Origin of the sequence: Pseudoduganella sp. UC29_71 (assembly GCF_042693265.1) — a bacterium.
GTDB lineage: Bacteria > Pseudomonadota > Gammaproteobacteria > Burkholderiales > Burkholderiaceae_D > Rugamonas.
In genome coordinates this window covers 4302134-4326602 of sequence record NZ_CP170549.1, presented here as the reverse complement: position 1 = coordinate 4326602, position 24469 = coordinate 4302134, and the positions used below count along the sequence as shown (strand labels likewise).

The window sequence follows — 24469 nt, the reverse complement described above, 5'->3', positions numbered from 1 at the left end:
TTTGGTTGTGTTTGTTGGTGGTGCGTATATGATGTCTTTTTCCAAACTTCTTGGAGCGGACGGATGAAGAGATACGTATTGGGCGTCATGTTCGCCGCGCTGGCGGCCGCTGCGTTGGCGGACCCGCTGGCGGACGCCAACAAGCTGCTGGAAGCCAAGTTGTATGCCCAGGCGCTGAAGCTGTACACGGAGCTGGCCGCCACCGGCAACAGCGAGGCTCAGTTCCATCTGGGTGAAATGTATTGGTATGGCGAGGGCGTTCCCGCCAGCGACGCCACGGCGGGGACATGGTTCGCCAAAGCGGCCGGCGCCGGCCACCAGGGCGCGGCGGCGGCGCTGGGCGTCATGAAAGAGCGCGTGCTGCGCAAGGCGGACATCGAGTATTACGTCAACAAGTACGACGGCGCCGACTTGGCGCTGGACAAATTCCATTGCGTGGACCCCGTCATCCCCGCCGTCTCGACCACCAATGCCGACATCAAGGCGGTTTCCGGCAGCATTGCCAGCTGGATGGAGTGCTACAACGGCTTTGTGCAGAACATGAGCGCCATGCAGCCGCCGGGCAAGGCTATTCCTGCCGATGTGGCCAAGCTGATGAATGAAACTGAATGGAGCGAGGCCAGTGCGCGCATGGACCAGGCTTACGGCACGGTGATTGCCGCCGCCAAAGGCAAGGCGGACGGCATCGTTGCCGCCAACGCGGCGTGGACCGACAAAACCAGTGAGTTCGTCAAGCAGGAATCGGCGCGCCAGAAGGAGCAGCGTGCCAAGTTCGACCAGATGGAACGGGACCGCATGCGCAATATGTACGAGTCGGACATGGGCCGCACGCGTTCCACGACAACTTCGCTGCCGGGCAAGTAATTACCAGGGTTGTGCGCTTTCCATCTTGTAGGGATGGCGCCAGCCTGGCAGGGCTGCGATGCGGTCCAGCCAGGCCTGCACGCGCGGCGGGTAGCTGACGTTGGCCTGCTCGGGCCAGTACATATAGCCGCAGATGGAAAAGTCGGCCATGCTGACGTGATCGTCGAGCAGGAAGGCGCGGCCGTCGGACAGTTCGTCGTCCAGGCGTTCGATATCGGCGTTGAAACGGTTGCGGAACCAGGGCAGCACGGTGCCGGCATAGGCTGCCGGATCGAACTTCTGGCCGTAGCGCAGGTGCGCCATCGAAAATCCGATGCGGTTCGCTTCCCAGAACAGCCATTCGCGCACGCGCTCCAGGCGCTGACGGCTCTCTCCGCCGAACGCCTGCAGGTGTTCCGCCAGGTGCAGCAGGATGGCGTTCGATTGCACATAGGGCTGGCCGTCATGCACCAGCAGCGGCACTTCGCCGTATTTGGCCAGGCTGCGGAACGGTTCGGGGCGCTCGGCGCGCTCCAGGCGCAGATCAATCTCTTCATACGCATGCGGCACCTGGGCCACTTCCATGGCCAGTTTCACCTTGTAGCTGTGGCCAGACTCGCAGTTTCCGTAGAGTTTGAATACGCCCATGCCGTTCTCCGCGCTCAGTGCCAGCTGCGCAGCAGTCCAACCGCCAGGCCTTCCAGCGCGAACTCTTCCGCTTCCGGATCGACGGTGATTACTTTGAAATCCGGATTTTCAGGAAACAACTCGATGGTCGAGCCGGTCTTCTTGTAGCGCTTGACCGTTACTTCGCTGCCGATGCGGGCCACGACGATCTGGCCGTTCTTTGCGCTGTCGACTTTTTTCACGGCCAGCAGGTCGCCGTCCATGATGCCGACGTCGCGCATCGATTCGCCGCGCACCTTCAGCAGGAAGTCGGGTTTGGCCGAGAACAGGGCAGGGTCCACGCTGTAGCTGGTTTCCAGGTTTTCCTGGGCCAGGATGGGGGAACCGGCGGCGACGCGGCCGATCAGCGGCAGCGACATCATATTGGACGCGGCGGCAGCGGCCGCTTGCGCGACCTTGGTGGCCGCCGATTCGGCGTGCGCGCCCAGCAGGCGAATGCCGCGCGAGGTGCCGGCCGCGATTTCGATGGCGCCCTTGCGCGCCAGCGCTTGCAGGTGCTCCTCGGCGGCATTGGCCGACTTGAAGCCCAGCTCGTTGGCGATCTCGGCGCGGGTGGGCGGGAAGCCGGTATTGTCGATGGCATCCTTGATCAGATTAAGGATTTGTTCCTGGCGTGCGGTGAGCTTGATCATGGTGCTTTTTCGCTCTGAGAGCTGTGGATATAGACAGACTGTATTTTTGTACAGTGTGAGCGCTAATGCAAGGGATTTTGTTGAAGTGAGCGAAATATTTTCAGTGTTTCGGTTGAATCAGCTCGCCCAGGCTGGCTGCCAGCAGAATTTTGTCTTCCAGGGCCGTTAATTCCGCCGGCTGTGCCTGGGCGAGGAATTGTTCCGCGTGCTGCGGAAGCGGCCCGAATCGCAGCTGCAGCAATTTGTGCACGACCGCGCGCCGGCCTTCCTCCCGGCCTTGCTCCCGGCCTTCCTCCCGGCCTTCCTGCAGCCCCTCTTTGCGGGCCTTTTCCCTGGCCATCTTCATCATGAGGTTTTCAAATGGCATTTCCTTACTCCTGTTCAGTTCATCGATCCGTTCGGCCAGCCGGTCTTGCAGGTGGCCGGGGATCTTCATCATCCAGTCTAGTACATTGAATAAATCGAGCACGCGCTGCGCGTTCCAGTCCCGCTCGTACAGCAGGGCGGTCAGCATGGCCTTGAATTCGAAGCGCTGTTGGTCCTGTCCGCGCGTGCGCAGCGTCATCAAATGGGCGGCCGTCAGCAGGGCAAAAACATTGTGACTGGTCAATAACCGGTCCAGATGCGGCCAGAAGTCCAGCAGCTTGACGACGGGGAAGATGATGCTGGTCTCGCATCCGTGGGTATCGTAGCGGTAGCAATCGGGCCGCCAGCCCGGATTCGGATCAGCCAGGATGACCAGCGTGCTGACAGGGCTGTGGAATCGGTCGTAGAGCCGGTAGTGGTAGGTGAAAATACGCTCGGCAAAATCTCGTTCCCGGCTGCGCTGGATCTCGATGTGGATGTACAGAGTCCTGGCTTCGCCATCCCTGCCGGTCACACGCACCAGCTTGTCCAGCCGGCGCCGGCCGAGGCGGGCGTCGCGCACTACCTGCGCCAATTCCTGGTCAAGGAAGCTGGGCGGCTGGCGCCAGTCGATGGTGTCGTGGGCCTGCGGAAAGTAAAACGCCATGAATTCGCGGAAATAGCGCATCACGGCGTCTTTCCATGGCGTGTCGTAGTCGTCGGCGGGCTGGTCCATGGACTGTAGCATGCCCGCGGCCGGGGCGGGCGGCTTTGCGGCGGATCAAGGCGGGCTGTTGCTTGATTTTTCAGCGGAAAGGCGCTATAGTCGCGGGCTTACCTCTTCCCACACCCGTCTTGACGCCGGGGTGGGCTATATTCACAGTCCTTAAGGGAGTTTTCATGCGTCACTATGAAATCGTATTTATCGTCCATCCGGACCAAAGCGAGCAAGTGCCCGCGATGATCGAACGTTACAAAGCCAGCGTGACCTCGCGCGGCGGTAACGTACATCGCGTGGAAGATTGGGGCCGCCGTCAAATGGCTTACTCGATCCAGAAACTGGCTAAAGCACACTACATCTGCATGAACATCGAGTGCGACAACGAGACCCTGGTCGAGCTGGAAACCGCATTCAAATTCAATGATGCCGTGCTGCGTCACCTGACCGTGAAAATGAAGAAAGCGGAAACCGCTCCTTCGCCGATGATGAAGTCGGTACAACGTGAAGACGCGGCCAAGAGCCATCGCGCCGAAGCCCAAGCAGCTGCAGCGGCCTAATCGCCCTGTTGAGTATTGACCAGGATCTGAACTGAACCAGCTACAGGTAACCGCCCTCATCACCGAACGGGACACCATCAGGTACACCCCGGCCGGCATGCCGATTGTCACTGCAGTCTTGCAGCACAGTTCGCAGCAGATGGAGGCAGGCATTGCCCGCCTCACCGAATTCGAAGTCCCGGCCCTCGCGGCAGGCGACCTGGCAAAACGGTTCGAAGCGGCGCCACTGGGCGGTGTCTATCAGTTCACAGGATTCCTGGCCAGGAAAAACCGCAATAGCAGAAGCCTGGTGTTTCACATCATTGATTTTAGTTTATTAGATACAGGAGCCTAAAATGGCATTCGGTAAAAAGTTCGACAAAAACAAGCTCAAGCTGAAAGAAAAGCGCAAGCAACAGAACCCACTGTTCAAACGTAAGAAGTTCTGCCGCTTCACCGCTGCAAACGTTGAGCAAGTGGACTACAAAGACGTAGACACGCTGAAAGATTTCGTCCAGGAAAACGGCAAGATCATGCCAGCACGCCTGACCGGTACCAAGGCGCACTACCAGCGTCAAGTTGACACCGCGATCAAGCGCGCTCGCTACCTGGCCCTGCTGCCGTACACCGATCTGCACCACGCTTAATTAGCGCCGTCAGATTAGAAACTGGAGAGAACTATGCAAATCATTCTGTTGGAAAAAGTTGTTAACGTCGGCAACCTGGGCGACGTGGTTAAGGTCAAGGACGGCTACGCACGTAACTTCCTGATCCCGCAAAAGCTGGCCCGCCGCGCCACCACCGCCGCTGTGGCTGAATTCGAAGCCAAGCGCGCTGAACTGGAAAAAGCTGCTGCCGTTAAGCTGGCTGCTGCTCAAGCCCAAGGCGAGAAACTGAACGGCATGACCGTGACCGTTTCGCAAAAAGCTGGCGTGGACGGCCGTCTGTTCGGCTCCGTGACCAACTTCGACATCGCCGAAGCGCTGACCAAAGCTGGTTTCGCTGTTGAAAAGGCTGCCGTGCGCATGCCTAACGGCCCGCTGAAAGTCACCGGCGAGCACGCCGTTTCGGTATCGCTGCACACCGACGTCGTGGTCGACGTGACCGTTGCCGTCGTTGGCGAAGCTGCCTAAGTTTTGTTGTAGAGAAATCTACAGCTAGACTGTTGTACATATAAAAAAGCCGGGCTTGCCCGGCTTTTTTATTTTTTGCCCTTGCACCGAAGCAGGTATAATTCGCGCCATGAACACCCCCTCCGATCCACAGGTAGATTCGCTACGCATTCCGCCGCATTCCATCGAAGCAGAACAGTCCGTCATCGGCGGCCTGCTGCGCGACAATGCCGCGTTCGACCGTATCGCGGATTTCATGAATCCCGACGACTTCTACCGCTATGATCACCGCATCATCTTCGAACAGATCGTCCGCCTGATCAACGGCTCCAAGCCGGCCGACGTGCTGACCGTGTTCGAAGCGCTGTCCATGCTGGGCAAGGCGGACGAGGTGGGCGGCATGGCCTATCTGAACGCCATGGCGCAAAACACGCCATCGGCCGCCAACATCCGCCGCTACGCCGAGATCGTGCGCGACCGCGGCATCCTGCGCCAGCTCATCACCGTGGCCGACGAGATTTCCGGCCAGGCCTTCAGCCCGCAGGGCAAGGAGGTCAAGCAGATGCTGGACGAGGCCGAGTCGAAGATTTTCGCCATCGCCGAACAGGGCGCGCGCGGCGCGCAGGGCTGGCTCGCGGTGCAGCCGCTGCTGACCCAGGTGGTCGAGCGCATCGACGAACTGTATTCGCGCGACAACCAGAGCGAAATCACCGGCGTGCCGACCGGCTTCATCGACCTGGACCGCATGACCTCCGGCCTGCAGCCAGGCGACCTGGTCATCGTGGCCGGCCGTCCGTCCATGGGCAAGACCGCGTTCTCGGTCAACATCGGCGAGAACGTGGCGGTCGACGCCGGCCTGCCGGTGGCCATCTTCTCGATGGAGATGGGCGGCACCCAGCTGGCCATGCGTATGCTGGGTTCGGTGGGCATGCTGGACCAGCACCGCCTGCGGACCGGCAAGCTGAACGACGAGGACTGGCCGCGCCTGACCAACGCCATCCAGAAAATGAACGACGCCCAGGTGTTCATCGACGAAACGCCGGCGCTGAACCCGATCGAGATGCGCGCCCGCGCGCGCCGTTTGTCGCGCCAGTGCGGCAAGCTGGGCCTGATCATCGTCGACTACCTGCAGCTGATGCAGGGCAGCAAGCCGGGCGACAACCGCGCCTCCGAGATTTCCGAAATCTCGCGCTCGCTCAAGGGCCTGGCCAAGGAACTGCACTGTCCCGTCATCGCGCTGTCGCAGCTGAACCGCTCGCTGGAACAGCGCCCCAACAAGCGCCCCGTGATGTCGGACTTGCGCGAGTCCGGCGCTATCGAGCAGGATGCGGACGTCATCATCTTCCTGTACCGCGACGAGGTCTACAACCCCGACTCACCCGAAAAAGGCACGGCCGAGATCATTATCGGCAAGCAGCGTAACGGCCCGATCGGCGCAATACGTTTGACCTGGATGGGGATGTACACCAAGTTCGGCAACTACAGCGGTGCGCTGACGACCTACCAGGGCGACTAAGTTTTACTTTCCCGCAGTACCCGCAATAATTTCTGAGGCCGCCGCCTGGCGGCTGCCTGCAGTAACGATGAATCATGATTGGAGAATGATATGTTTGGACGCTTGATGCCCACCGAGGGCAAATTTTTTGACCTGTTCAACCAGCACGCTGAACTGTGCGTCAAAGGCGCCAAGGAAATGCTGGCCCTGATGACCAACTTCGACGACCTGGAAAACCGCGTGCACGCCATCGAAGGCATCGAGAAACAGGCCGACAAGATCACCTACGCCACGGTGGACCTGCTGCACAAGACCTTCATCACCCCGATCGACCGCGACGACATCCACAAGCTGATCACCAAGATGGACGACATCCTGGACCTGATGGAAGACGCCGGCCAGACCGTGTCGCTGTACGACCTGCACTCGGTGACCCCGGAAGCGAAGCGCCTGGCCGAACTGGTGCTGGCCTGCACCGAGAAGGTCAAGGATGCCGTGGCCCTGCTGCACAACATGGACAACTCGCGCCAGATCGTCGCCATCTGCGAAGAGATCGACCGCCTGGAGTCGGACGCCGACCACGTGATGCGCGCCGCCATGTCCAAGCTGTTCCGCGACGAACCGGACGTGCGCAACCTGATCAAGATGAAGGCCATCTACGAAATCCTGGAAACGGTGACCGACCGTTGCGAAGATGTGGCCAACATCATCGAAGGCATCATCGTCGAAAACGCGTAATCGCCACCAAGAAAAAGAACAATCCATGAATAGCGTACAAATGAGCATCTACGTGCTGGGAGTGCTGATCTTCCTGGCGCTGGTGTTTGACTTCATGAATGGCTTCCACGATGCGGCCAACGCCATCGCCACCGTGGTCTCCACCGGCGTGCTCAAGCCGCAGACCGCCGTCGCCATGGCCGCCTGCTTCAACTTCATCGCCATCTTCGTGTTCCACCAGCTGACCGTGGCCGCCACGGTGGGCAAGGGCACCATCGATCCTGGCGTGGTCGACCAGTACGTCATCTTCGGCGCGCTGATGGGCGCCATCGTGTGGAACCTGGTCACCTGGTACTACGGCATTCCTTCCTCGTCCTCGCACGCGCTGATCGGCGGCCTGGTGGGCGCGGCGGTGGCCAAGTCCGGCACCGGCGCGCTGGTGTCGGCCGGCCTGATCAAGACCGTGCTGTTCATCGTGCTCTCGCCGCTGCTGGGCTTCATCTTCGGTTCGCTGATGATGCTGCTGGTGTCGTGGATCTTCGTGCGCACCACGCCGCGCAAGGTCGACACCTGGTTCCGCCGCCTGCAGCTGGCCTCGGCCGCCGCCTACTCGCTGGGCCACGGCGGCAACGATGCGCAAAAGACCATCGGCATCATCTGGATGCTGCTGATCGCGGCCGGCTACTCGGCGTCCACCGACGTGTCGCCGCCGCTGTGGGTGATCGTGTCCTGCTACACGGCGATCAGCTTCGGCACGCTGTTCGGCGGCTGGCGCATCGTCAAGACCATGGGCCAGAAGATCACCAAGCTCAAACCGGTGGGCGGCTTCTGCGCCGAAACCGGCGGCGCCATCACGCTGTTCACCGCCACCGCCCTGGGCGTGCCGGTGTCCACCACCCACACCATCACCGGCGCCATCGTCGGCGTCGGCTCGGCGCAGAAGATGTCGGCCGTGCGCTGGGGCGTCGCGGGCAACATCGTGTGGGCCTGGATCTTCACCATTCCCGCGTCGGCCTTCGTGGCGGCGATCTCCTGGTGGATCGGCAAGCACATTCTGTGACGTTCGACAGGGAGCTTCGGCTCCCTTTTTTTTCGGCTGTTAAAATACGGCCATGTCTTCCATCCCCGCACTGCTGCGCCGCCTCCGGCCCGATAACTTCACGCTTGCCCTGCTGCTCACGGTAGCCATCGCCAGCATCCTTCCTTCCACCGGCCGCGTGGCCGCAGGTTTCAGCGCCGTCACCACGGTCGCCATCGGCGCGCTGTTCTTCCTGCACGGCGCCAAGCTGCCACGCGAAGCCATCGTGGCCGGCATGACGCACTGGCGCCTGCACCTGCTGGTGCTGTGCTGCACCTTCGTGCTGTTCCCGCTGCTCGGCCTGCTGCTCAAGCCGCTGGCGCTGACCATGCTCACGCCCGACCTGTACATCGGCATGCTGTTCCTGTGCATGCTGCCGTCCACGGTGCAGTCGTCGATCGCCTTTACCGCTGTGGGGCGCGGCAACGTGGCCGCCGCCGTGTGCAGCGCCTCGGCCTCCAATTTCCTCGGCATCTTCCTCACGCCGCTGCTGGTAAGCGCGCTGGTGGTGCACGGCCCGGCGGGCAAGTCGTCGATGGATGCGGTGCTGTCCATTATCCTGCAGCTGCTGCTGCCGTTTATCGCCGGGCAGCTGATGCGGCGCTGGATAGGCGCGTGGGTGGACCGCCACAAGCCGATGCTCAAATACGTGGACCAGGGTTCCATCCTGCTGGTGGTGTACACCGCCTTCAGCAAGGCGGTCAGCGAAGGGCTGTGGCTGAAGGTGGGCGTGCCGGCGCTGCTGGCGCTGACCGTGATGTGCTGCGTGCTGCTGGCCGTGGTGCTGACCCTGACCGGCTGGCTGAGCCGCCGTTTCGGCTTTTGCAAGGAAGACGAAGTGACCATCGTGTTCTGCGGCTCGAAAAAGAGCCTGGCCAGCGGCGTGCCGATGGCCAAGGTGCTGTTCGCCACGTCGTCGCTGGGCGTGGTGATCCTGCCGCTGATGCTGTTCCACCAGATCCAGCTGATGGTGTGCGCGGTGCTGGCGCAGCGCTTCGCGCAGCGCGCGGACAAGGCTGCCGCCCGATGAGCGGCCCGGCAATCGCCGCGGTGCGGGTGCAAGCCTGCGATCCGGGCGCGCCGGAGGCGCAGCTGCTGATGGCGGAGTTGTCGGCGGTGCTGGCCGCCATCACGGGCGACAGCGGGCAATCGTCGTTCGATGCGGACGACGTGCGCGGGCCGCTGGCGTGTTTCGCGGTGGCGCGCAACGCGCGAGGCGAGGCGGTGGGCTGCGGCGCGTTCCGGCCGCTGGAGGAGGGCATCGCGGAGATCAAGCGCATGTACGCGCGGCGCGGCCACGCAGGCGCAGGTGAAGGTGAAGGTGCAGGCGGGGGCATAGGCACTGCCGTGCTGGCGTTCCTGGAAAAAGAAGCCGCAGCGCGGGGCTATGTCGCGCTGCGGCTTTCAACACGCCGCGTCAACGCCCTGGCGGTTGCGTTCTACGCGGCGCGCGGCTACACGGTCATTTCCAACTTCGGCCGCTACGCCGTCAAGCCCGAGTCAGTCTGCTTCGAAAAGCAGCTCTGACCCGGGGCGTGCTCCATCAGTTGATGGTGATGTTGCCTATCGAGGTAGTGCCCCCCGGCGTGATTACAGTCACCGTCAGCTTGCCCCGCGACGTAAGCGAGGGGCAGCCAACTGTGATTAGATAGGATGGAGGGATGATGTTGCCACCCACTGGCCGCACGACGTTCGGGATTTTCAGGCTGCTTGGTGAGACGGGGGCTCCGGTAATGCCGAACAAGGCTGCCATGCTTACGTTGGTACCGGCCGGCATGATGTTGCCCATCACATCTTTTACAGTAACCATGATGTCGGCGGTCAGGTTAGCGTTGCACACTGGCGCGGCCGGGAAAACACGATATTTGCCTCGCTGCCGGAGAAAATCTCGCCGAGTTGCGCCGATATATATTGCACTTGCGCGCTGGGCGTGCGCGGCGAGCGCAACACGCCGTTGTACACGCCATCGCCGGGGGAGCTGCACTTTCCATTCAGGTTCGGCCCGATGCATGGCTCGCCGGGCGTCCACAGGTTGTTCTCGTCGTCGTCGCGGAATATGTCGAGGCTGAGGTCGGTGAAGCTGTCCCCGTTGTCATACATATTGTTGCCATTCGCATCGAACAGCGTTTCCTCTCCCAATGCATAGGCAAGCACGACGAGTTTGCCGCTCGGATTGCGCGGTGCGCCGGAGCGGAGTTCGACGGTACAAGTACCCGACCCGGGACCGACGCGGGAGTTGGTGGTTTGCGAGGTGCCGGGCGAAACGCCAGGCACGACGTTATCGGGCGTGGCGCCCGGCGGCGGCAGCGAACCGGTGACGCACGACGCGCCTATGGTGCCGTTGTTTGTCGTGAAATTGACAGCGGTGCCGTCCGGTGCTGGATTGCCGAAATGGTCTCCCAGCGCGGCCGTGATGAAGGTGCAATGCTGGTCGATGTCTCTGCCTTCGCAATTGCCGGTGGAGGTGGACAGGGAGATGTGCTTCTGGTCGGGTACGCCGGTGGAAATTACTAGGATGTTGGACAGCGTGGTGATCGTCGTGCCGCGCACGGTGGCGACTACGCGTATCGAAGTGGGGATGGTGCCGGCGGTGACCAGCGTGGTGACCGTGCCGTCCGCCGCCGAGGTGGCCGATGAGGGGCTCAAGGTCAGGCCGCCGACCGTATCCGTTCTCATCGTGTCGGCGAATAGAAAGTCGATCTGCTTGCCGGACACGGGATTGCCGGTCACGTCCATCACCTGGAAGGTGAGCGTGGAGAATTCCTGGCGCCCGAAGCCGCCGGTTCCCTTCAGCGAGATATTGGTCGTGTTGGCAGTGAGGAACTTTAGCGAGCCGGCAGCGGCGGGCAGTACCGTCAGAGTACCGGTCTTGGTGACAGTGGTGCCGCCTAGCGTCACGCTGGCGGTAATCACGTCGGCCACGCCGCAGCCGCGATCCGAGTAGCTGGCCGTGGCCACGCCGTTTTGCGTCAGCACCGGCGAGCCGATGACGGCTTTGCCTGCAGTGACGCACGGGGAGGTGAAGGCGACCGGCAGCACCGGCTGGTAAGGTGCGCCGTCACTGAGCACCGTCACCGTGACGCTGGCGTTGCCGCCAGCCGACAGCGTGGACGGTGTCGTGGACATGGTGCTGAGCGAGAGCGCCTTGAACGCGACGCTGTAATTCAGCGTGGCCGACGACGGCACGCTGCCCAGGTTGGCGGCGGCCTGCGCCGTGTAAGCACCCGCTTGGGTGCCGGCCAGCAGGCCGACCTTGGCCACGCCGCTGGCGTTGGTCAGCGCGGTGCCTGAGGGCGGGTCCATCACAGCGGTCTTGTCTCCGCTGGTAAAGGTGACAGCGACGTTCGGCTGCGGTACGCCAGTATTATCCTTGACGGTGGCTGTCAGCACGCCGCTGCGCTCTGGCGAGATCGAGGTGGTGGCAGCGCCGGCCGTGTCGGCCAGGGTAAGCGCGACCAAACTGGCCGGTGCGCTGACGGCGTAGCTGAGCTGCGCGGTCAGGGTTCCGGTGCCAAGAGCGGCGGTCGCGGTGGCGGTGAAGGCGCCTGCCTGGGAACCGGCGTTCAGGCCGATCTTGGCGACGCCGCTGGCGTCAGTGAGCGCGCTGCCGGCTGCGGGGCTGAGCACAGCCGACTTGTCGGTGGTGGTGACGGTGATTGTGACGTTGGGCACGGCGACGCCGCGCGCGTCTTTCAGCGTCAGCACCAGGGTGCCGCTGCGCTGCTGCGAAATGGAGGTGATGGCGGTGCCGCCCGAGTCGGCCAGCGCCATGGTCAGCGTGGAGGCGGTGCTCGGCGTGGCGCTGGTGGTGCCGCCGCAGGACGGCAGCGCGGGGTCGCGTCCGGCGTCCAGGTTGACGCAGCCCCCGCCAGGGCCGCCACCGCCGCCGCCGCAGGCGGTCAACACGCTTGCCAGGACGGCGGCAAGCAGGAATTGTGCTGGTCGTATATACCTCGTTAGGTCTCGCATGTGCCACCCCGATGTGGTTGGAATTGTGGTTGTGGTGTTGGTTGCTGTTGCCGTTAGCCGCTGTTGTTATCCGTCGCTGTTGCCGCTACTCGCCGCTGCCGGCGCCGAGCGCGGCCAGCAGCGTGGCGGCGTCTTCTGCGCTGGCCAGCTGGGCTGGCGCGTCCTTGCCCAGCACCAGGCGCAGTTCGCTGCGCGTGCGCGGCCCGGCGTCCTGCAGCGTGGCCCGGCCGTGCAGCGCGGCTTGCAGGTCGGCCGCTTGCTGGCGGTAGCCGGGACGGTATTCGATGACGGTGGCTTGCTGGCGGTAGGGCTTCTCGTTGCTCAGGCGTCCGACCGGGATGCCCAGCTGCGCCAGGGCGCGGCGGAAGCGCTTGGCCAGGCCGGGCGCGCCGTTGCCGTTGGCGATCTCGATCTGGGCCAGCACAGGCGCGCCGGTGGTTCGCGTCGCGGGCAGGGGAGCTGGAGGCAGGGCGGCAGGTGCCGGAGTCGGGGCGGGGGCAGGCAGCGGATGGGCGGCCAGGTTGCTGGCGGCGGCCTCGGCTGCCGCTTTCGCGGCGGCGGCAGCTTCGCTGGCAGCATGGCGCAGCTGAAGTTCGCGCAGTTGTTGCTGGACCTGGCGCAGCTCGGCGCGGGTGGGAGGTGCCAGGCTGGCCTCGGCTGCTTCGGCGGCCGGCGACCGGGCGTTCACGGCCAGGGCAGGCACGGCAGACGCGGCAGGCACGGCAGGCGCGGCAGGCACGGCAGGCACGGCAGACACGGCAGGCACCGCAGACGCGGCAGGCAGGGCGGATACGGCAGGCACGGTGGACAGGGCAGGCGCGGCAGGCGTGACGGGGGCTGCGGCCAGCTGCGCGCTGCGGGCGCCGGCGGCGGCAGCCGCTTCGGCCAGGCGCAGGTTGTCCTGCGCGCGGGTGCTGGCCGCGTCCAGCGCCAGCGCGCGGCGCAGCATGGCGATGGCGGCTTGCTGGTCGCCCATCAGGTGGTAGACATAGCCCAGGTTGTTGCTCAGCTGCGCTTGCGCCGGATAGTCTTCCACCAGCGCCAGCAGGGCGTCGCGCGCTTCGGCCAGGCGGCCCTGGCGCGCGTCGATGGCGGCCACCGCCATGCGCGCGTCAAGCTGGCGCCCGTCCATTGCCAGCGACTGGGCATAGGCGCCCATCGCCAGGCCGATTTGCCCGCGCTCCTGGTGGTACTTGCCGAGCCGGTACCAGGCGGCCGCGCTCTGGTCGCTGCTCTGCTGCATGCGCAGCAGCGGCTGCACCGCCATCGGCATCGGCTGCGGCGGCGATGCGCAGCCCAGCAGCAGTACGGCGCCGCAGCTGGCCAGCAGCGGGGTGTGGAGGTAGGAAGTGCGCATGGCGCGCGGGGCAGACGGAGTGCGGACTGGGCAAGACATGGAAGACTCCTTTTATTGGCTGCTCATGCCGGGCAGTAGCACCCGGTAGATCTGGATGAATGCCGGCCCCATCAATACCACCAGCAGGGAGGGGAAAATAAAGAAAATCAGCGGGAACAGCAGCTTCAGCGCGATCTTGGCGGCCGCTTCCTCGGCGCGCTGGCGGCGCTTGGTGCGCAGCGTTTCGGACTGCACCCGCAGCGAATCGGCCACGCTGGTGCCGAAGCGCTCGGCCTGGATCAGCATGGCCACCAGCGCGTCCACGTCGTCCACGCCAGTGCGCAGCGCCAGGTTGCGCAGCGCGCGGTCTTTCGGATTGCCGGCCCGCAGTTCCAACGTCACCAGCTTCAATTCCTCGCTCAGCACGGTGCTGCGCAGGCTGATTTCCTGCGCCACCCGGCCCAGCGCGGCGTCGATCGCCAGGCCCGCTTCCACGCACACCGTCATCAGGTCCAGCGCGTCCGGGAAGCTTTCGAAGATCTCGCGCTGGCGCTGCTTGACGCGGCCGCGCAGCAGCTGGTTGGGCAGGTAGTAGCCGGCGGCGGCAGCAACGAGCAGCCACATCAGCAGCGAGTTGCCCTCCAGCCGGCCGGCGCCCACGTTCAGCCCCAGGTACAGCGCCAGTGGCAGCGCGATGGCCAGCGCCGTCTTGGCCGCGAAATACAGCGTGGGCGCGGTCGGATGGCGCAGGCCGGCGTTCATGAAGCGGGTGCGGATGGCCGAATTTTCCCAGCTGTTTTCCGGCGCCGACAGCTGGCCCAGCGCGGCCGCCCAGCGCGTCACGCGGGCGCTCCACGGACCCGGCGCGCGCCGTTTGCGCTCGACCGTGTCGCCGACTTCGGCCAGGCGCTGCTGCACCGGGTTGCGCGACAGCCGGCTCAGCACCAGCAGCACGCCGCCGAACACGGCCACGAACAGCAGGGCCAGGGTGGCTAATTGAAATGGACTCATGGCGGGCTCCCGGTTCTACACTCGGATATGGATCATCTTGCGCATGACGAAAAAGCCCAGCAGCATCTGGCCGCCTGCAAAGCCCAGCATCATGCGCCCGGCCGGGTCGGTGAACAGCACGTTCAGGAAGGCCGGATTGGCCACCTGTATCATGGCGGCCGCGCCGAAGGGCAGCAGGCCCAGCACCCAGGCCGACATGCGCCCCTCGGCCGACAGCACGCGCACCTGGCCGAGCAGCTTGATGCGCTCGCGGATGATGTTGCTGATGTTGTCGAGCAGCTCGGCCAGGTTGCCGCCGGTCTCGCGCTGGATGGTGACGGCGATGACGAAGTAGCGCAGGTCGGTGCTGGGCACGCGGGTGGCCAGGTTCATCAGCGCGTCCTGCATGGCGATGCCGAAGTTGACCTCGTCGAAGGCGGTGGCGAACTCGCCGGCGATCGGGTCGCGCATCTCGTTGCCCACCATGTTCAGCGCGGTGGGGAAGGCGTGGCCGGCGCGCAGCGCGCGGCCGATCAGGTCCAGCGCGTCCGGCAGCTGCTGGTCGATTTGCTGCAGGCGGCGGCGCTTGCGGCGCGCCACATACTGCAGCGGCAGCAGGCAGCCGGCCGCGCCTGCGGCCAGCGCCAGCATGAGCGGCAGCCCCAGCCACAGCGCCGCGCCCGCCACCGGCAGCACGCACAAGCCCATCATGGCCAGCAGGCGCGACACGCTCCAGCTCAGGCCGGACTGTTCCAGCAGCCGGTCGAGCTGGTGCGCGCGCGGCATGCCCATCAGCAGGCGCTGCATGAACGGCGATTGGCTCAGCAGGCGCTGCTTGATCATCGAGCTGCCCTGGCCGTTGGCGCCGGCCGACATCATGCGCAGGCGCCGCGCGATGCGCTCGGCTTCCGGGCCGCGGGTGGCGTTCCAGCCCAGGAACAGGCCTTCCACCGCCAGCACCACGGCGATGAAGATCAGGATGCCGAAGATGTAATAAAGATAGTCCATGATGTCCCCTCAGGTTGCCGTACGGCGGCTCAGCCCAGATCGCGGCTGGGATCGAACAGTGCCTCGTCCACTTCCACACCGAAGCTTTTCAGGCGCTCGCAAAAGCGCGGCCGCACGCCGCTGGCGCGAAAGGCGCCGAGCACCTTGCCGCCCTGGTCCACGCCGCTCTGCTTGAAGCTGAACACTTCCTGCATGGTGATGACTTCGCCCTCCATGCCGGTAATCTCGGCGATCGACAGCACCTTGCGCTTACCGTCGGTCAGGCGCGCCACTTGCACCACCACGCCGATGGCCGAGCTGATCTGCTGGCGCATGGCTTTCACCGGCAGGGTGGCGGCGGCCATGCTGATCATGTTCTCCAGCCGGGTGAGCGCCTCGCGCGGGTTGTTGGCGTGGATGGTGGCCATGGAGCCTTCGTGGCCGGTGTTCATGGCCTGCAGCATGTCGAGCGCCTCGCCGCCGCGCACCTCGCCCAGGATGATGCGGTCCGGCCGCATGCGCAGCGCGTTGCGCACCAGCGCGCGCTGCGTCACCTCGCCCTTGCCTTCGATATTGGGCGGACGCGTTTCGAGCCGCACGATGTGGGGCTGCTGCAGCTGCAGCTCGGCCGCATCCTCCACCGTGATGATGCGTTCGGTGTGGCTGATGAAGCCGGAAATCACGTTCAGCATGGTGGTCTTGCCGCTGCCGGTGCCGCCGGAAATGAGGATGTTGACCTTGGCCCTGCCCAGCCCCTGCAGGATGGTGGCCATGCCGCCGGTCAGGCTCTGGAATTCCACCAGGTCGGCCAGGCGCAGCGGCTCGGCGGCGAAGCGCCGGATCGACATGATGGGGCCGTCGATCGCCAGCGGCGGAATGATGGCATTGACGCGCGAGCCGTCCGGCAGGCGCGCATCGACCATGGGGCTGGACTCGTCGATGCGGCGCCCCACGCGCGAGACGATCTTGTCGATGATCTTCATCAGGTGGGCGTCGTCGGTGAAGCGCACCTCGCTCAGCTCGAGGCGCCCGCCGCGCTCCACGTAGACCTGGCTGTGCGTGTTGACCAGGATGTCCGACACCGTGGGGTCGCTCAGCAGCGGTTCCAGCGGGCCGAAGCCGAGCACCTCGTACTGGATGTCGCGCGTCAGCGCGCGCCGCTCGGCGTCGTTGATGACCACGGTGTCCTCGTCCAGCAGGCGGCTCACCAGCACCGCCAGTTCGTCGCGGATCTGGCCCTTGCTCAGTTGCTGCATGCCCTCCAGGTCCACCCGGTCCAGCAAGGCCTGGTGGGTGCGGTGCTTCAGCGCTTGATAGGTGTTGCTGTCCACGCCGCCCCCCTTGGGCAGGGCGTAGGGCGTGCTGCTGCCGAAGGCCGAGCCGCCGTTGGTGAGGCGATCGCGCAGCGATTGCGATTCAGTGGTCATGGTGGGCTTCTCCTGTCGTGGGCGATGGAATTCGGGGCGGCTGGGGCTCAGGTTCAGGCGCGCTTGAGCATGCGCGAGAGCCAGCTGCGCGATTCCTCGGTGTTATCGCCCACCAGGGTGCGCGCCATTTCCAGCAGCGCGCGCGAGACCGGGCTGGTGCGCGCCAGCTGCAGGATGGGCACGCCCTGGTTGACCGAGGCGGCGGCCGCCTCGTAGTGGTTGGGCACGGTCTTGTACATGGGCGAGCCGAACGCCTCCTCGCAGTCGCTCAGGCGGATCTCGCCGCTGGCGGCATAGCGGTTGACGATCAGGTGGATCTTGTCGCGGCTGTAGTCGAGCGAGCGGAACAGGCCCAGCAGGCGCTTGCCGTCGCGGATGTAGGGCAGGGTCAGCTGCAGGATGGGGAAGATCATGTCGGCGTGGTCAAGCGCCCGCACGCTCACCGCGTCCAGGCTGCGGCCGATGTCGAGCAGCACGAAGTCGTAGTGCAGGCGCGCCAGCTGCAGCAGCTGCTCGGCGTGCTCCGGCTTGACGTCGTTGGCCTGGGCCGGGTCGTCCGGCGCGGCCAGCACGTGGAAGTTGGGGCACACCTGCACCATGGAGGCGGCCAGGAAGGACGCGTCCAGGCGGTGGATCTGCTGCGCCACGTGCGACAGCGTGGCCAGCGGCTTGCGGTCGGACACGAACAGCGAGGCGTCGCCGAACTGCAGGTTCATGTCCAGCAGCGCCACGCGCTTGTTCTCCTGCGTGGCCAGCGCGTAGCCCAGGTTGGTGCCCAGGAAGGTGGCGCCGCTGCCGCCCTTGCAGGAGATGAAGGCCAGCACCTTGCCCAGCGAGCGGTTGCTGGCGCTCAGCTTGTCCTCGATGCGGCGCATGGCCGCCTGCAGCTGGGACGGATCGAGCGGCGCGGCCAGCACTTCGCGCACGCCGCTGCGCATGGCGCGCAGCAGGAATTCGGCCGGCTGCGGCTGGCACACCAGCACGATGGCCATGGCCGGGTTGCGGCTGCTGAGCACTTCCAGCTGCTCCAGGTCGGCCGAGTCCAGCGTGGCCTGGTGCAGCAGCAGCACGGCCGCGCCGCGCGGCTCCTGCAGCCGGCCCAGCGTGCCGGCCACCACGTCGATTTCGTCGGCCGCGCTGCGCTCGCGCAGCAGCCGGGCGATTTCCAGCAGATGTTTTTCCGCTTGTGACACTACGATGATACGCATGATGCTACTCCTTCCGTGGGGGAAGCCCCCCTCAATCGCACATCGGGTTGGCGATGCCATCGATGGTGCTGCGCATGCTTTCGCGCGGCAGCGTGGTGCTGAACGCCGGCAGCGTGAGCGCCAGCGGGACAAAGGGGATGTAGGTGGCCACCGAGGTGCCCGGCAGCACGCTGACCGTGACGCTGGTGCAGGTGTTCAGGTTGCAGCCGCCCGGCTCGTACACCACGCTGACGCTGGCCGCGGGCAGCAGGCCGAGTATGTCCTGCATGCGCGTCTTGACGGCGCTGTCGTCGACGTCGCACACGGCCGCCACGCGCGCGCCCAGGCGGGTCGCCTCGGCCGCCGCGTTCCAGTAGTACAGCACGCGGCCCATTTCCATCATGCCCAGCAGCATGACCAAAAAGATCGCCACCACGATGGCGAATTCGACTGCGGTGGCGCCGCGCTGGCGGACGCTGGAGTTGGGCGTTTTCATAGGATCTGCCGCATGGTGGTGCTGATGTCGCTGAACGTCAGCGTGCTGCCGCTCAGGTTGGTAAAGATGGGCAGCGGCACCACCGGGGTGAAGGTGTAGCCGGTGATGGTGACGGTGACCAGGTTGATCACGCCGCTGCCGGTGGCCTGGTTGGCGTGCGTGCCGGCGCAGCTGACGCTGTCGCACACGGTCACCATGGCCGTGGTCAGGCCGGGCAGCAGCGTGGTGCCGCTGCAGGTGCGCTTGCCGTACACGGCGAGGCACTGGGCGATGGCGATGTCGGTGGCGTCGCCCGGCGCCTGGCCGGACAGGTAGCGCGCCGCGTCGCGGGAGGCCTTGATCAGCGAGTTGTACTGGTAGATGGCGCGGCCCAGTTCGGTCACGCCCAGGGTCAGCGGCACCAGCACCGTGGCCAGGATGGCCAGTTCGATGGCGGCCGTGCCGGCCTGGCGGCGCAGCGTGCGGGAGCGGGCAAGTATGCGCATGGCCGCTCCTATTGCACCAGGGCCGGCACCAGCGGCCCCATGCTGGTCGGCCCGCCCACGGCGCCGGAAGTGGCGCAGGGGCTGGTCAGGTCGGTGGACTTGCCGCGGTACTCGAGGTAGACCTCGTCGTCGTCCTTGCCCATGGGGGCCAGCATCAGCACGCAGGCGTAGCCCAGCACGGGCACCTGCTGCGAGCCGGTGCCGCCGGCCCAGGCCGCGCAGTTGACCACGGGTGCGGTCACCAGGCGGCGGTCGGCGCCGTACTGCTGGTGGTTGGCCGCGCTGGTGGCGGTCGGGTTGCCGGTGATGTTGATGCCGGCCGCGCTGTCGCCCTGGTAGGGCTTGAACTGCGCGCGCGCGGTCTGGAAGTTGGCCGTGGTGCCGCTGGTGCCGGCGTAGGCGTTGGACTTGGATGGCCAGGTCGTGGGCGTGTAGGCGAAGCCGGTGAAATCCGGCGCGGCGCTGGTCACGCTTTCGCTGCCCTGGTACAGGCCGAAGCGCGTGTTCCAGGCCTTGGCCAGGCTGGCCTTGTTGCCCTGCTCGCCCACATTGCTGGAGCCGGACGTGCTGCATTGGCCGGTGCCCTTGAGCAGGTCGGCCAGTTCGCTGGCGCCGCCGCCCGGCGGCGTGAAGTCGATCCAGTCGAAGCTGCCGGTGGCCGAGGAGCTCAGCTTGCTGGTCACCCACTGGCCCACGCTTAGCCCGTTAAAAGGATTGCCGGAGGTGCCGGTACTGGTCATGCACATGCCGATCGGGATGGCGCAATTGGACTGGGCCGGCGTCAGCGTGGCCACCGCCGAGGCGTTGATCGCTTGCGCGCCCACGCCCAGCACCTGCATGAACCAGGGCAGCACGCCGGTCTGGTGCGGCTGGCAGCGCACATACTTGGAGGCGGCGCTGGCGCCGGCCGCGCGCGACAGGTAGGACGAGGCCGGCCCGTAGGTGGTGCTGAACTGGATGTCGGCGGCGGTCAGCTGGGCCGAGCCGAGCGGACCGCCCTGGAAGTCGATGCGGTTGCGCCCGGCCACGGCCAGTCCGGCGTTTTCCGCGTTGATGAGGAAACTGGCGGCGCAGGCGCCGGCCGTCGGGTCGCAGGTCAGTTCGCGCGAGGCGGCCAGCGCGCAGGCGTCGGCCGCGTTCTGCAGCTCGGTCTTTTGCATGTACAGCCGGCCGCCGTCCAGCGCCAGGCCGGCAAAGCCGATCAGGATGGGCAGGGCGATGGCGGCGATGACCGCCACGGCGCCGCGCTGGCGCCGCCGGACTGGGAGCAGGAAGGGAGCCATGGCTGCACCTATTTGCCTTTGGCCGTGCCGCCGCCGATGCCGATGGTGAACGCTTGCGGCTGCGGTTCCGGCGCCTGGAAGGACTTCTGGTACTGGGCGTAGGCGCTGGCGGCGGCGCGCCCGTCGATGCCGTCCGGCGGCGGCGCGTTGCGGGCGGCGCCCGGATTGCGCACCTGCTGCACGGTGAGCAGGCGCACGGCCTGTTCCATCTGGGCGTCGGTGCGCGGCGACTGCTGCGCGCAGGCGGCCAGCAGCGGCGCGAGCGCGGCCAGCAGGGCCAGGCGGAGCGTGGTGGACTGGTTCATGATGGACTCCTATTTGAGGTCGAAGCCGCCGGGGGCGGCCGCGGTGGCGGAGGGCGAGAGCGCGGCGGGCGGCGCCTTGCCTTCCAGCTTGCCCTGCAGGAAGAACTCGCCCCGGCTGGGCTGGATGTAGCCGTCGGTGGGCAGCTTGTAGTCGACCGGCAGCGGCTGCACCAGGCGCGGCGTGATGACGAACACCAGCTCGCTGCGGTCGGTCTGGAAGTCGCTGCTGCGGAACAGCGCGCCCAGCACCGGGATCTCGCCCAGCACCGGGAAGGCCTTGACGTTGGTGGTCACGTTGTTCTTGATCAGGCCGCCGATCGCGAAGCTCTGGCCGTCGCGCAGCTGCACCGTGGTGGTGGCGCGGCGCGTGGTGAACGAGGGCAGGATGGCGGTGGTGTTGACGCCGGTGGCGGTGATGCCCACGCCTTCCTTGTTCAGGTCGGACACCTCGGGCGCCACCTTCAGGTTGATCAGGCCGCCGGCCAGCACGGTGGGCGTGAACTTGACCGCCACCCCGAACTCCTTCTCCTCCAGCGTGATGGTCTGCTGGCCGCCGTTGTTGTTCTGCGCCACCGGGATGAAGATCTTGCCGCCGGCCAGGAAGCTGGCCTCCTGGCCGCTGATGGCCATGATGGTGGGCTCGGCCAGCACCTTGATCAGGCCGTCGCGCTTTTGCGCGTCCAGCGTCAGGAAGTTGCCGTTGCGGTTGTTGAAGCCGTCCACCACGGCCGGATTGTTGCTCAGCAAATTGGTCAGCATGGTGTAGGTCCAGGAACCGATGGTGCGGCTCATGCCCAGGCTGGCGCCGAGCTGGTCCACCAGCGTCTTGGACACCTCGGCCACCTTCACCTCCAGCATCACCTGCTGCGGCGCGGCGATGTTGAGCATGTTGACCACCTTGGGCACGGTGCCCTGGCCCTGGCCTTCGCCCTGGCCACCCTGGCCGCCCTGGCCGCGCCCGCGCTGCAAGTGGGCGTTGGCCAGCGCCAGCACCTGCTCGGCCTGCACCACATCGGTCACGGTGCCGGACACGATGATGGTGTCGCCGGCCGGCGTGATGCGCAGCGACTCGCCCACTTTTTCCGGCAGCATGGCGTAGCTGGCCTTGAGCACGGACGTGTCCATGGCCACCGTCACGTCCAGGATGCTGGCGTCGCCCTGCTGGTTCCACATGATGACGTTGGCCGCGCCGGGACGCTTGCCGATCAGGTAGAGCTGGTTGGGCTGGATGTATTTGGCGTCCAGCACGCAGGGATCGCTGACGAACAGGCGCGCCACCGGCCCGTCGAGCGGGCGCAGCACCGAGCGTCCCTCGGCCAGCGCCACCGCCGTGGTGAGCGCCGGGCCTTTCGCCGGCGGCAGGCGGCGCGGCGCCTCCTGCGCCTTGCCCGCCTCGGGCGGGGTGGTCACGCCTTCGCAGCCGGCGGCGGCGGCGGCCAGGGCGGCCGGGCAGGCCGCCGACAGGATGGCCGCCAGGCAGGCGGCGCCGGCCAGTTGGTGCCTGCGCGCGGCGGGCGTCCTCGGGCTGTTGGGTTTCATGTGATGGTCTCCTGTGGCTGGCCGAAAGGGCTGCTCAAATGCGTTCAAGGACGTTCAAGGACGTTCAAGGAAGTTCAATAGCGTTCATAGCTGACTGCGGTGCCGCGCATGACTTCCACCATGTCGCTGCGTTCCAGCGGCTGCGCCGGACGCGGCCGGGCCTGCGCCACGGCCCGCACCGCGGCCGGCGCTGCGGCCGGCATGACGGCCATTTTCGCGTCCAGCAGGCTGGCCTTGGTGGCGCCGTCGGTGCGCACCGGGTCGGGGTCGGCCTGGTTGCGCAGCACCAGCGACAGGGTGCCCACGCTGCGTGCCAGGTCCAGCCGTTCGGCCTGCTGCGGCGACAGTTCCAGCGTCACCGCGTTGACCACCTTGGGCTTGGTTTCATCGCGCCCGGCTTCCTGGGCGATGGCCAGCACCAGTATCCGTTCCAGCACGATCTTGGATATGCTGGCGTCCTTCGCCCCGGCGTTGCGCGGCCCGTCTTCCTGGGTGTTGACCAGCACATCGACGAAGTTGCCGGGCAGCGCGAAGCCGGCCACGCCCACCACGTCGTTGACCCGCACCGTCATGGCGCGCTTGCCTTCGGCCACCACCGCCGACAGCCCGCCCTGCGTGCCGGGCGGCGCCAGCTTGCCCTCCATCAGCGGCTCGCCGCGCTGCAGGCTGCTGCGCGTGACGCGCGAGGCCAGCAGCTTGGGGTCGCTGATGGCACCGGGCGGCATGGCGTTGGCCGGCCAGTCCACCAGCCGCACCATGTCCGGGTTCAGGCGCGAGCCGAGCGCGATGTCGACCAGCGCCACCGCCACCTTGCCGGTGCCGGCCGTGGCCGCCTGGCCGTTGATCCAGCGGGCCGCTACCAGCACGGCGCCGCCGGCCAGGATGATGGCGATCAGCATCATCACCAGTGCGCGAGTGTTTCTCATGGTTGTCTCCTCTGCCTTGCGGGCGTTGCGCCGGGTTCAGGCGCCAGTGAAATAATTGTTCCAGGCCCAGTCCAGCACCTGCGGTCCAAGCTGCGGCGCGCAGCCCTGGTAGCGCGCCAGGTCGAGTACCTGGCCCAGGATGTCGCGCGGATAGCAGGCCATCAGCGGGCGCTGCTGCGGGCCGTGCAGCTGCTCCAGCAGATAGCGGAAGTGCTCCTCGGCGTAGGGGATGGCCAGCTGCTCGCACTGCTGCTGGAACACCCGCCGGTACTGCGGTTCGGTCAGTGCGCCGACATGGATCTTGTAGCCGAGCCGGCGCAGGAAGGCTGCGTCGGCCAGATCGGCCGGCGCCAGGTTGGACGAGAACACCACCGTCACGTCGAACGGGATGGGGAACTTGTAGCCGCTTTGCAGCGCCAGGAAATCGAGGTGGCGGTCCATCGGCACGATCCAGCGGTTCATCAGTTCGCTGGGCGAGCAGCGCTGGCGGCCCAGGTCGTCGATGATGAACACGCCGCCGTTGGCCTTCAGGTGCGGCGGCGCCAGGTACAGGCGCGAGCCGGTGTCGAAGCGCAGGTCCAGCATGTCCAGCGTCAGCTCGCCGCCGGTCAGCACCGCCGGGCGGGCGCTGCGCAGCCAGCGCTGGTCGCGCGGCGCGCGGCGGTCGAACATGCCGGGCGGCGGCAGGCCTTCCTCTATCATGCTGTGCACCAGCGGGTCGTACAGCGCGATCACGGCGCCGTCCACCATCAGCGCGTAGGGCAGCGTGATCTCGCCCTGCAGCAGCAGGCGCAGGCGCTCGGCCAGGTAGGTCTTGCCGCTGCCGGCCGGGCCGTGCACGAACATGGCGCGCCCGGAGTTGAGCGCGGCGCCCAGCTGGCCCAGCAGCTCGGGGCTGATCACCAGCTGGCCCATGACGTCGTGCATGCGTTCGCGCGTGATGCCGATGTGGCGCACGCTGTCGAGCTGGACCTGGGTCGCGTAGTCGGCCAGCGTGACCGGGGCCGGGCCGGCGTAGGCATCGCGCCGCAGCACGTCCAGCGCGCGCAGGCGGCCCGCTTCGGTCAGGTTGTAGTACAGGTCGGCGTCGGTGCCGCTGGCGCCGCGGCGGCCGGCGTCGACCAGTTTTTCAGTGCGCATAAAGGTCAGCAGCGGGTCCAGCACGCTGGGCGGCAGCTTGCTCAGCGCGGCCAGTTCGGCCAGCCGCAGCTGGCCGCGCAGCGCCAGCATCTTGCCCAGCAGTTCGGTCAGGAACAGGAAGGGCAGGCCGGTTTCCTCCACCGTGCGCGGCGCCGGCTTGCGCGGCGCGGCCTTGGGCTGCAGCGGCCGCGCTGGCTCGGCATGGACGGCTTGGTCGTTTTCGGCTGGCATGG

The 24469-nt window shown here is 66.1% G+C and carries 27 protein-coding genes; 10 read left to right on the top strand and 17 right to left on the bottom strand.

Annotation, left to right across the window (positions count from 1 at the left end; translation table 11 throughout):
- Positions 1–63 precede the first annotated feature (63 nt).
- Positions 64–864 (top strand): sel1 repeat family protein, encoded by an 801-nt coding sequence (locus tag ACFJI2_RS19175; protein WP_377701445.1) that lies wholly within the window; start codon positions 64–66, stop codon positions 862–864.
- Here the strand turns inward: ACFJI2_RS19175 and ACFJI2_RS19170 are convergent, their stop codons facing one another.
- The 3 genes from ACFJI2_RS19170 to ACFJI2_RS19160 form a co-directional block, all read right to left on the bottom strand.
- Complete coding sequence (locus ACFJI2_RS19170) at positions 865–1491, bottom strand: glutathione S-transferase family protein (RefSeq protein WP_377701444.1); 627 nt, start codon at positions 1489–1491, stop codon at positions 865–867.
- A 14-nt stretch (positions 1492–1505) separates the two neighbouring features.
- Positions 1506–2162: a transcriptional repressor LexA gene (lexA, locus tag ACFJI2_RS19165; RefSeq protein WP_107877521.1), complete on the bottom strand. Its 657-nt coding sequence runs from the start codon at positions 2160–2162 to the stop codon at positions 1506–1508.
- Positions 2163–2262: 100 nt separating this feature from the next.
- A complete protein-coding gene (locus ACFJI2_RS19160) occupies positions 2263–3243 on the bottom strand; it encodes a DUF4351 domain-containing protein (protein ID WP_377701442.1) in 981 nt (326 codons plus the stop codon).
- Between the two features lie 164 nt (positions 3244–3407).
- On the opposite strand from ACFJI2_RS19160, the gene rpsF reads away from it, so the two are divergent.
- From rpsF to ACFJI2_RS19115, 9 genes are all read left to right on the top strand, one after another.
- Positions 3408–3785: a 30S ribosomal protein S6 gene (gene rpsF, locus ACFJI2_RS19155; protein ID WP_056394461.1), complete on the top strand. Its 378-nt coding sequence runs from the start codon at positions 3408–3410 to the stop codon at positions 3783–3785.
- 31 nt (positions 3786–3816) lie between these two features.
- Entirely contained in the window at positions 3817–4119 is a 303-nt protein-coding gene (priB, locus tag ACFJI2_RS19150) for a primosomal replication protein N (protein ID WP_107877518.1), read from the top strand.
- 1 nt (position 4120) lies between these two features.
- The gene (rpsR, locus tag ACFJI2_RS19145) at positions 4121–4411 is read left to right on the top strand and encodes a 30S ribosomal protein S18 (RefSeq protein ID WP_008450941.1); all 291 of its coding nucleotides are present in this window, start codon (positions 4121–4123) and stop codon (positions 4409–4411) included.
- 33 nt (positions 4412–4444) lie between these two features.
- Positions 4445–4897 carry a 50S ribosomal protein L9 gene (gene rplI / locus ACFJI2_RS19140; protein ID WP_057157699.1) on the top strand — a complete coding sequence of 151 codons (453 nt, stop codon included), beginning with the start codon at positions 4445–4447 and terminating at the stop codon, positions 4895–4897.
- Between the two features lie 109 nt (positions 4898–5006).
- Positions 5007–6392, top strand: coding sequence for a replicative DNA helicase (locus ACFJI2_RS19135; protein ID WP_056394469.1), 1386 nt, complete (start codon positions 5007–5009; stop codon positions 6390–6392).
- Positions 6393–6482: 90 nt separating this feature from the next.
- On the top strand, positions 6483–7109 hold the full coding sequence (locus ACFJI2_RS19130; protein WP_056394474.1) for a DUF47 domain-containing protein: 627 nt from the start codon (positions 6483–6485) through the stop codon (positions 7107–7109).
- A gap of 25 nt (positions 7110–7134) precedes the next feature.
- Positions 7135–8148: an inorganic phosphate transporter gene (locus ACFJI2_RS19125; RefSeq protein ID WP_107877516.1), complete on the top strand. Its 1014-nt coding sequence runs from the start codon at positions 7135–7137 to the stop codon at positions 8146–8148.
- Between the two features lie 52 nt (positions 8149–8200).
- The gene (locus tag ACFJI2_RS19120) at positions 8201–9196 is read left to right on the top strand and encodes a bile acid:sodium symporter family protein (RefSeq protein ID WP_377701441.1); all 996 of its coding nucleotides are present in this window, start codon (positions 8201–8203) and stop codon (positions 9194–9196) included.
- Positions 9193–9693, top strand: a complete 501-nt coding sequence (locus tag ACFJI2_RS19115; protein ID WP_377701440.1) for a GNAT family N-acetyltransferase — start codon at positions 9193–9195, stop codon at positions 9691–9693. Before ACFJI2_RS19120 ends, ACFJI2_RS19115 begins: the two co-directional genes overlap by 4 nt.
- A gap of 16 nt (positions 9694–9709) precedes the next feature.
- Here ACFJI2_RS19115 and ACFJI2_RS19110 read toward each other — a convergent pair whose 3' ends face one another.
- The 14 genes from ACFJI2_RS19110 to ACFJI2_RS19045 form a co-directional block, all read right to left on the bottom strand.
- Positions 9710–9976, bottom strand: a complete 267-nt coding sequence (locus ACFJI2_RS19110; RefSeq protein WP_377701439.1) for a hypothetical protein — start codon at positions 9974–9976, stop codon at positions 9710–9712.
- 11 nt (positions 9977–9987) lie between these two features.
- Positions 9988–12069 carry a hypothetical protein gene (locus ACFJI2_RS19105; RefSeq protein WP_377701437.1) on the bottom strand — a complete coding sequence of 694 codons (2082 nt, stop codon included), beginning with the start codon at positions 12067–12069 and terminating at the stop codon, positions 9988–9990.
- Between the two features lie 151 nt (positions 12070–12220).
- On the bottom strand, positions 12221–13531 hold the full coding sequence (locus ACFJI2_RS19100; RefSeq protein ID WP_377701436.1) for a LytR C-terminal domain-containing protein: 1311 nt from the start codon (positions 13529–13531) through the stop codon (positions 12221–12223).
- Positions 13532–13543: 12 nt separating this feature from the next.
- A complete protein-coding gene (locus ACFJI2_RS19095) occupies positions 13544–14482 on the bottom strand; it encodes a type II secretion system F family protein (protein WP_377701435.1) in 939 nt (312 codons plus the stop codon).
- Positions 14483–14497: 15 nt separating this feature from the next.
- Positions 14498–15469: a type II secretion system F family protein gene (locus ACFJI2_RS19090; protein ID WP_377701434.1), complete on the bottom strand. Its 972-nt coding sequence runs from the start codon at positions 15467–15469 to the stop codon at positions 14498–14500.
- Positions 15470–15498: 29 nt separating this feature from the next.
- A complete protein-coding gene (locus ACFJI2_RS19085; RefSeq protein ID WP_377701433.1) occupies positions 15499–16875 on the bottom strand; it encodes a CpaF family protein in 1377 nt (458 codons plus the stop codon).
- Positions 16876–16928: 53 nt separating this feature from the next.
- Positions 16929–18083: an AAA family ATPase gene (locus tag ACFJI2_RS19080; protein WP_107877500.1), complete on the bottom strand. Its 1155-nt coding sequence runs from the start codon at positions 18081–18083 to the stop codon at positions 16929–16931.
- Between the two features lie 31 nt (positions 18084–18114).
- The gene (locus tag ACFJI2_RS19075) at positions 18115–18558 is read right to left on the bottom strand and encodes a TadE/TadG family type IV pilus assembly protein (protein ID WP_377701432.1); all 444 of its coding nucleotides are present in this window, start codon (positions 18556–18558) and stop codon (positions 18115–18117) included.
- Positions 18555–19043 carry a TadE/TadG family type IV pilus assembly protein gene (locus ACFJI2_RS19070; protein ID WP_377701431.1) on the bottom strand — a complete coding sequence of 163 codons (489 nt, stop codon included), beginning with the start codon at positions 19041–19043 and terminating at the stop codon, positions 18555–18557. The genes ACFJI2_RS19075 and ACFJI2_RS19070 overlap by 4 nt, the downstream gene beginning before the upstream one ends.
- An 8-nt stretch (positions 19044–19051) precedes the next feature.
- Positions 19052–20326: a pilus assembly protein TadG-related protein gene (locus ACFJI2_RS19065; protein ID WP_377701430.1), complete on the bottom strand. Its 1275-nt coding sequence runs from the start codon at positions 20324–20326 to the stop codon at positions 19052–19054.
- 8 nt (positions 20327–20334) lie between these two features.
- Positions 20335–20631 (bottom strand): hypothetical protein, encoded by a 297-nt coding sequence (locus ACFJI2_RS19060; RefSeq protein WP_107877492.1) that lies wholly within the window; start codon positions 20629–20631, stop codon positions 20335–20337.
- Positions 20632–20640: 9 nt separating this feature from the next.
- The gene (locus tag ACFJI2_RS19055) at positions 20641–22170 is read right to left on the bottom strand and encodes a type II and III secretion system protein family protein (RefSeq protein ID WP_377701429.1); all 1530 of its coding nucleotides are present in this window, start codon (positions 22168–22170) and stop codon (positions 20641–20643) included.
- Between the two features lie 74 nt (positions 22171–22244).
- Positions 22245–23096 carry a Flp pilus assembly protein CpaB gene (gene cpaB, locus ACFJI2_RS19050; RefSeq protein ID WP_377701428.1) on the bottom strand — a complete coding sequence of 284 codons (852 nt, stop codon included), beginning with the start codon at positions 23094–23096 and terminating at the stop codon, positions 22245–22247.
- Positions 23097–23132: 36 nt separating this feature from the next.
- A complete protein-coding gene (locus ACFJI2_RS19045; RefSeq protein WP_377701427.1) occupies positions 23133–24467 on the bottom strand; it encodes an ATP-binding protein in 1335 nt (444 codons plus the stop codon).
- Positions 24468–24469: the final 2 nt, after the last annotated feature.

What these genes read in the sequence shown, in the direction of transcription:
- ACFJI2_RS19175 (WP_377701445.1), top strand. Translation starts at nt 64, where the DNA reads ATGAAGAGATACGTATTGGGCGTCATGTTCGCCGCGCTGGCGGCCGCT.
- ACFJI2_RS19170 (WP_377701444.1), bottom strand. Translation starts at nt 1,491, where the DNA reads ATGGGCGTATTCAAACTCTACGGAAACTGCGAGTCTGGCCACAGCTAC.
- lexA (WP_107877521.1), bottom strand. Translation starts at nt 2,162, where the DNA reads ATGATCAAGCTCACCGCACGCCAGGAACAAATCCTTAATCTGATCAAG.
- ACFJI2_RS19160 (WP_377701442.1), bottom strand. Translation starts at nt 3,243, where the DNA reads ATGGACCAGCCCGCCGACGACTACGACACGCCATGGAAAGACGCCGTG.
- rpsF (WP_056394461.1), top strand. Translation starts at nt 3,408, where the DNA reads ATGCGTCACTATGAAATCGTATTTATCGTCCATCCGGACCAAAGCGAG.
- rpsR (WP_008450941.1), top strand. Translation starts at nt 4,121, where the DNA reads ATGGCATTCGGTAAAAAGTTCGACAAAAACAAGCTCAAGCTGAAAGAA.
- rplI (WP_057157699.1), top strand. Translation starts at nt 4,445, where the DNA reads ATGCAAATCATTCTGTTGGAAAAAGTTGTTAACGTCGGCAACCTGGGC.
- ACFJI2_RS19135 (WP_056394469.1), top strand. Translation starts at nt 5,007, where the DNA reads ATGAACACCCCCTCCGATCCACAGGTAGATTCGCTACGCATTCCGCCG.
- ACFJI2_RS19130 (WP_056394474.1), top strand. Translation starts at nt 6,483, where the DNA reads ATGTTTGGACGCTTGATGCCCACCGAGGGCAAATTTTTTGACCTGTTC.
- ACFJI2_RS19125 (WP_107877516.1), top strand. Translation starts at nt 7,135, where the DNA reads ATGAATAGCGTACAAATGAGCATCTACGTGCTGGGAGTGCTGATCTTC.
- ACFJI2_RS19120 (WP_377701441.1), top strand. Translation starts at nt 8,201, where the DNA reads ATGTCTTCCATCCCCGCACTGCTGCGCCGCCTCCGGCCCGATAACTTC.
- ACFJI2_RS19115 (WP_377701440.1), top strand. Translation starts at nt 9,193, where the DNA reads ATGAGCGGCCCGGCAATCGCCGCGGTGCGGGTGCAAGCCTGCGATCCG.
- ACFJI2_RS19110 (WP_377701439.1), bottom strand. Translation starts at nt 9,976, where the DNA reads ATGGTTACTGTAAAAGATGTGATGGGCAACATCATGCCGGCCGGTACC.
- ACFJI2_RS19100 (WP_377701436.1), bottom strand. Translation starts at nt 13,531, where the DNA reads ATGTCTTGCCCAGTCCGCACTCCGTCTGCCCCGCGCGCCATGCGCACT.
- ACFJI2_RS19095 (WP_377701435.1), bottom strand. Translation starts at nt 14,482, where the DNA reads ATGAGTCCATTTCAATTAGCCACCCTGGCCCTGCTGTTCGTGGCCGTG.
- ACFJI2_RS19090 (WP_377701434.1), bottom strand. Translation starts at nt 15,469, where the DNA reads ATGGACTATCTTTATTACATCTTCGGCATCCTGATCTTCATCGCCGTG.
- ACFJI2_RS19085 (WP_377701433.1), bottom strand. Translation starts at nt 16,875, where the DNA reads ATGACCACTGAATCGCAATCGCTGCGCGATCGCCTCACCAACGGCGGC.
- ACFJI2_RS19080 (WP_107877500.1), bottom strand. Translation starts at nt 18,083, where the DNA reads ATGCGTATCATCGTAGTGTCACAAGCGGAAAAACATCTGCTGGAAATC.
- ACFJI2_RS19075 (WP_377701432.1), bottom strand. Translation starts at nt 18,558, where the DNA reads ATGAAAACGCCCAACTCCAGCGTCCGCCAGCGCGGCGCCACCGCAGTC.
- ACFJI2_RS19070 (WP_377701431.1), bottom strand. Translation starts at nt 19,043, where the DNA reads ATGCGCATACTTGCCCGCTCCCGCACGCTGCGCCGCCAGGCCGGCACG.
- ACFJI2_RS19065 (WP_377701430.1), bottom strand. Translation starts at nt 20,326, where the DNA reads ATGGCTCCCTTCCTGCTCCCAGTCCGGCGGCGCCAGCGCGGCGCCGTG.
- ACFJI2_RS19060 (WP_107877492.1), bottom strand. Translation starts at nt 20,631, where the DNA reads ATGAACCAGTCCACCACGCTCCGCCTGGCCCTGCTGGCCGCGCTCGCG.
- ACFJI2_RS19055 (WP_377701429.1), bottom strand. Translation starts at nt 22,170, where the DNA reads ATGAAACCCAACAGCCCGAGGACGCCCGCCGCGCGCAGGCACCAACTG.
- cpaB (WP_377701428.1), bottom strand. Translation starts at nt 23,096, where the DNA reads ATGAGAAACACTCGCGCACTGGTGATGATGCTGATCGCCATCATCCTG.
- ACFJI2_RS19045 (WP_377701427.1), bottom strand. Translation starts at nt 24,467, where the DNA reads ATGCCAGCCGAAAACGACCAAGCCGTCCATGCCGAGCCAGCGCGGCCG.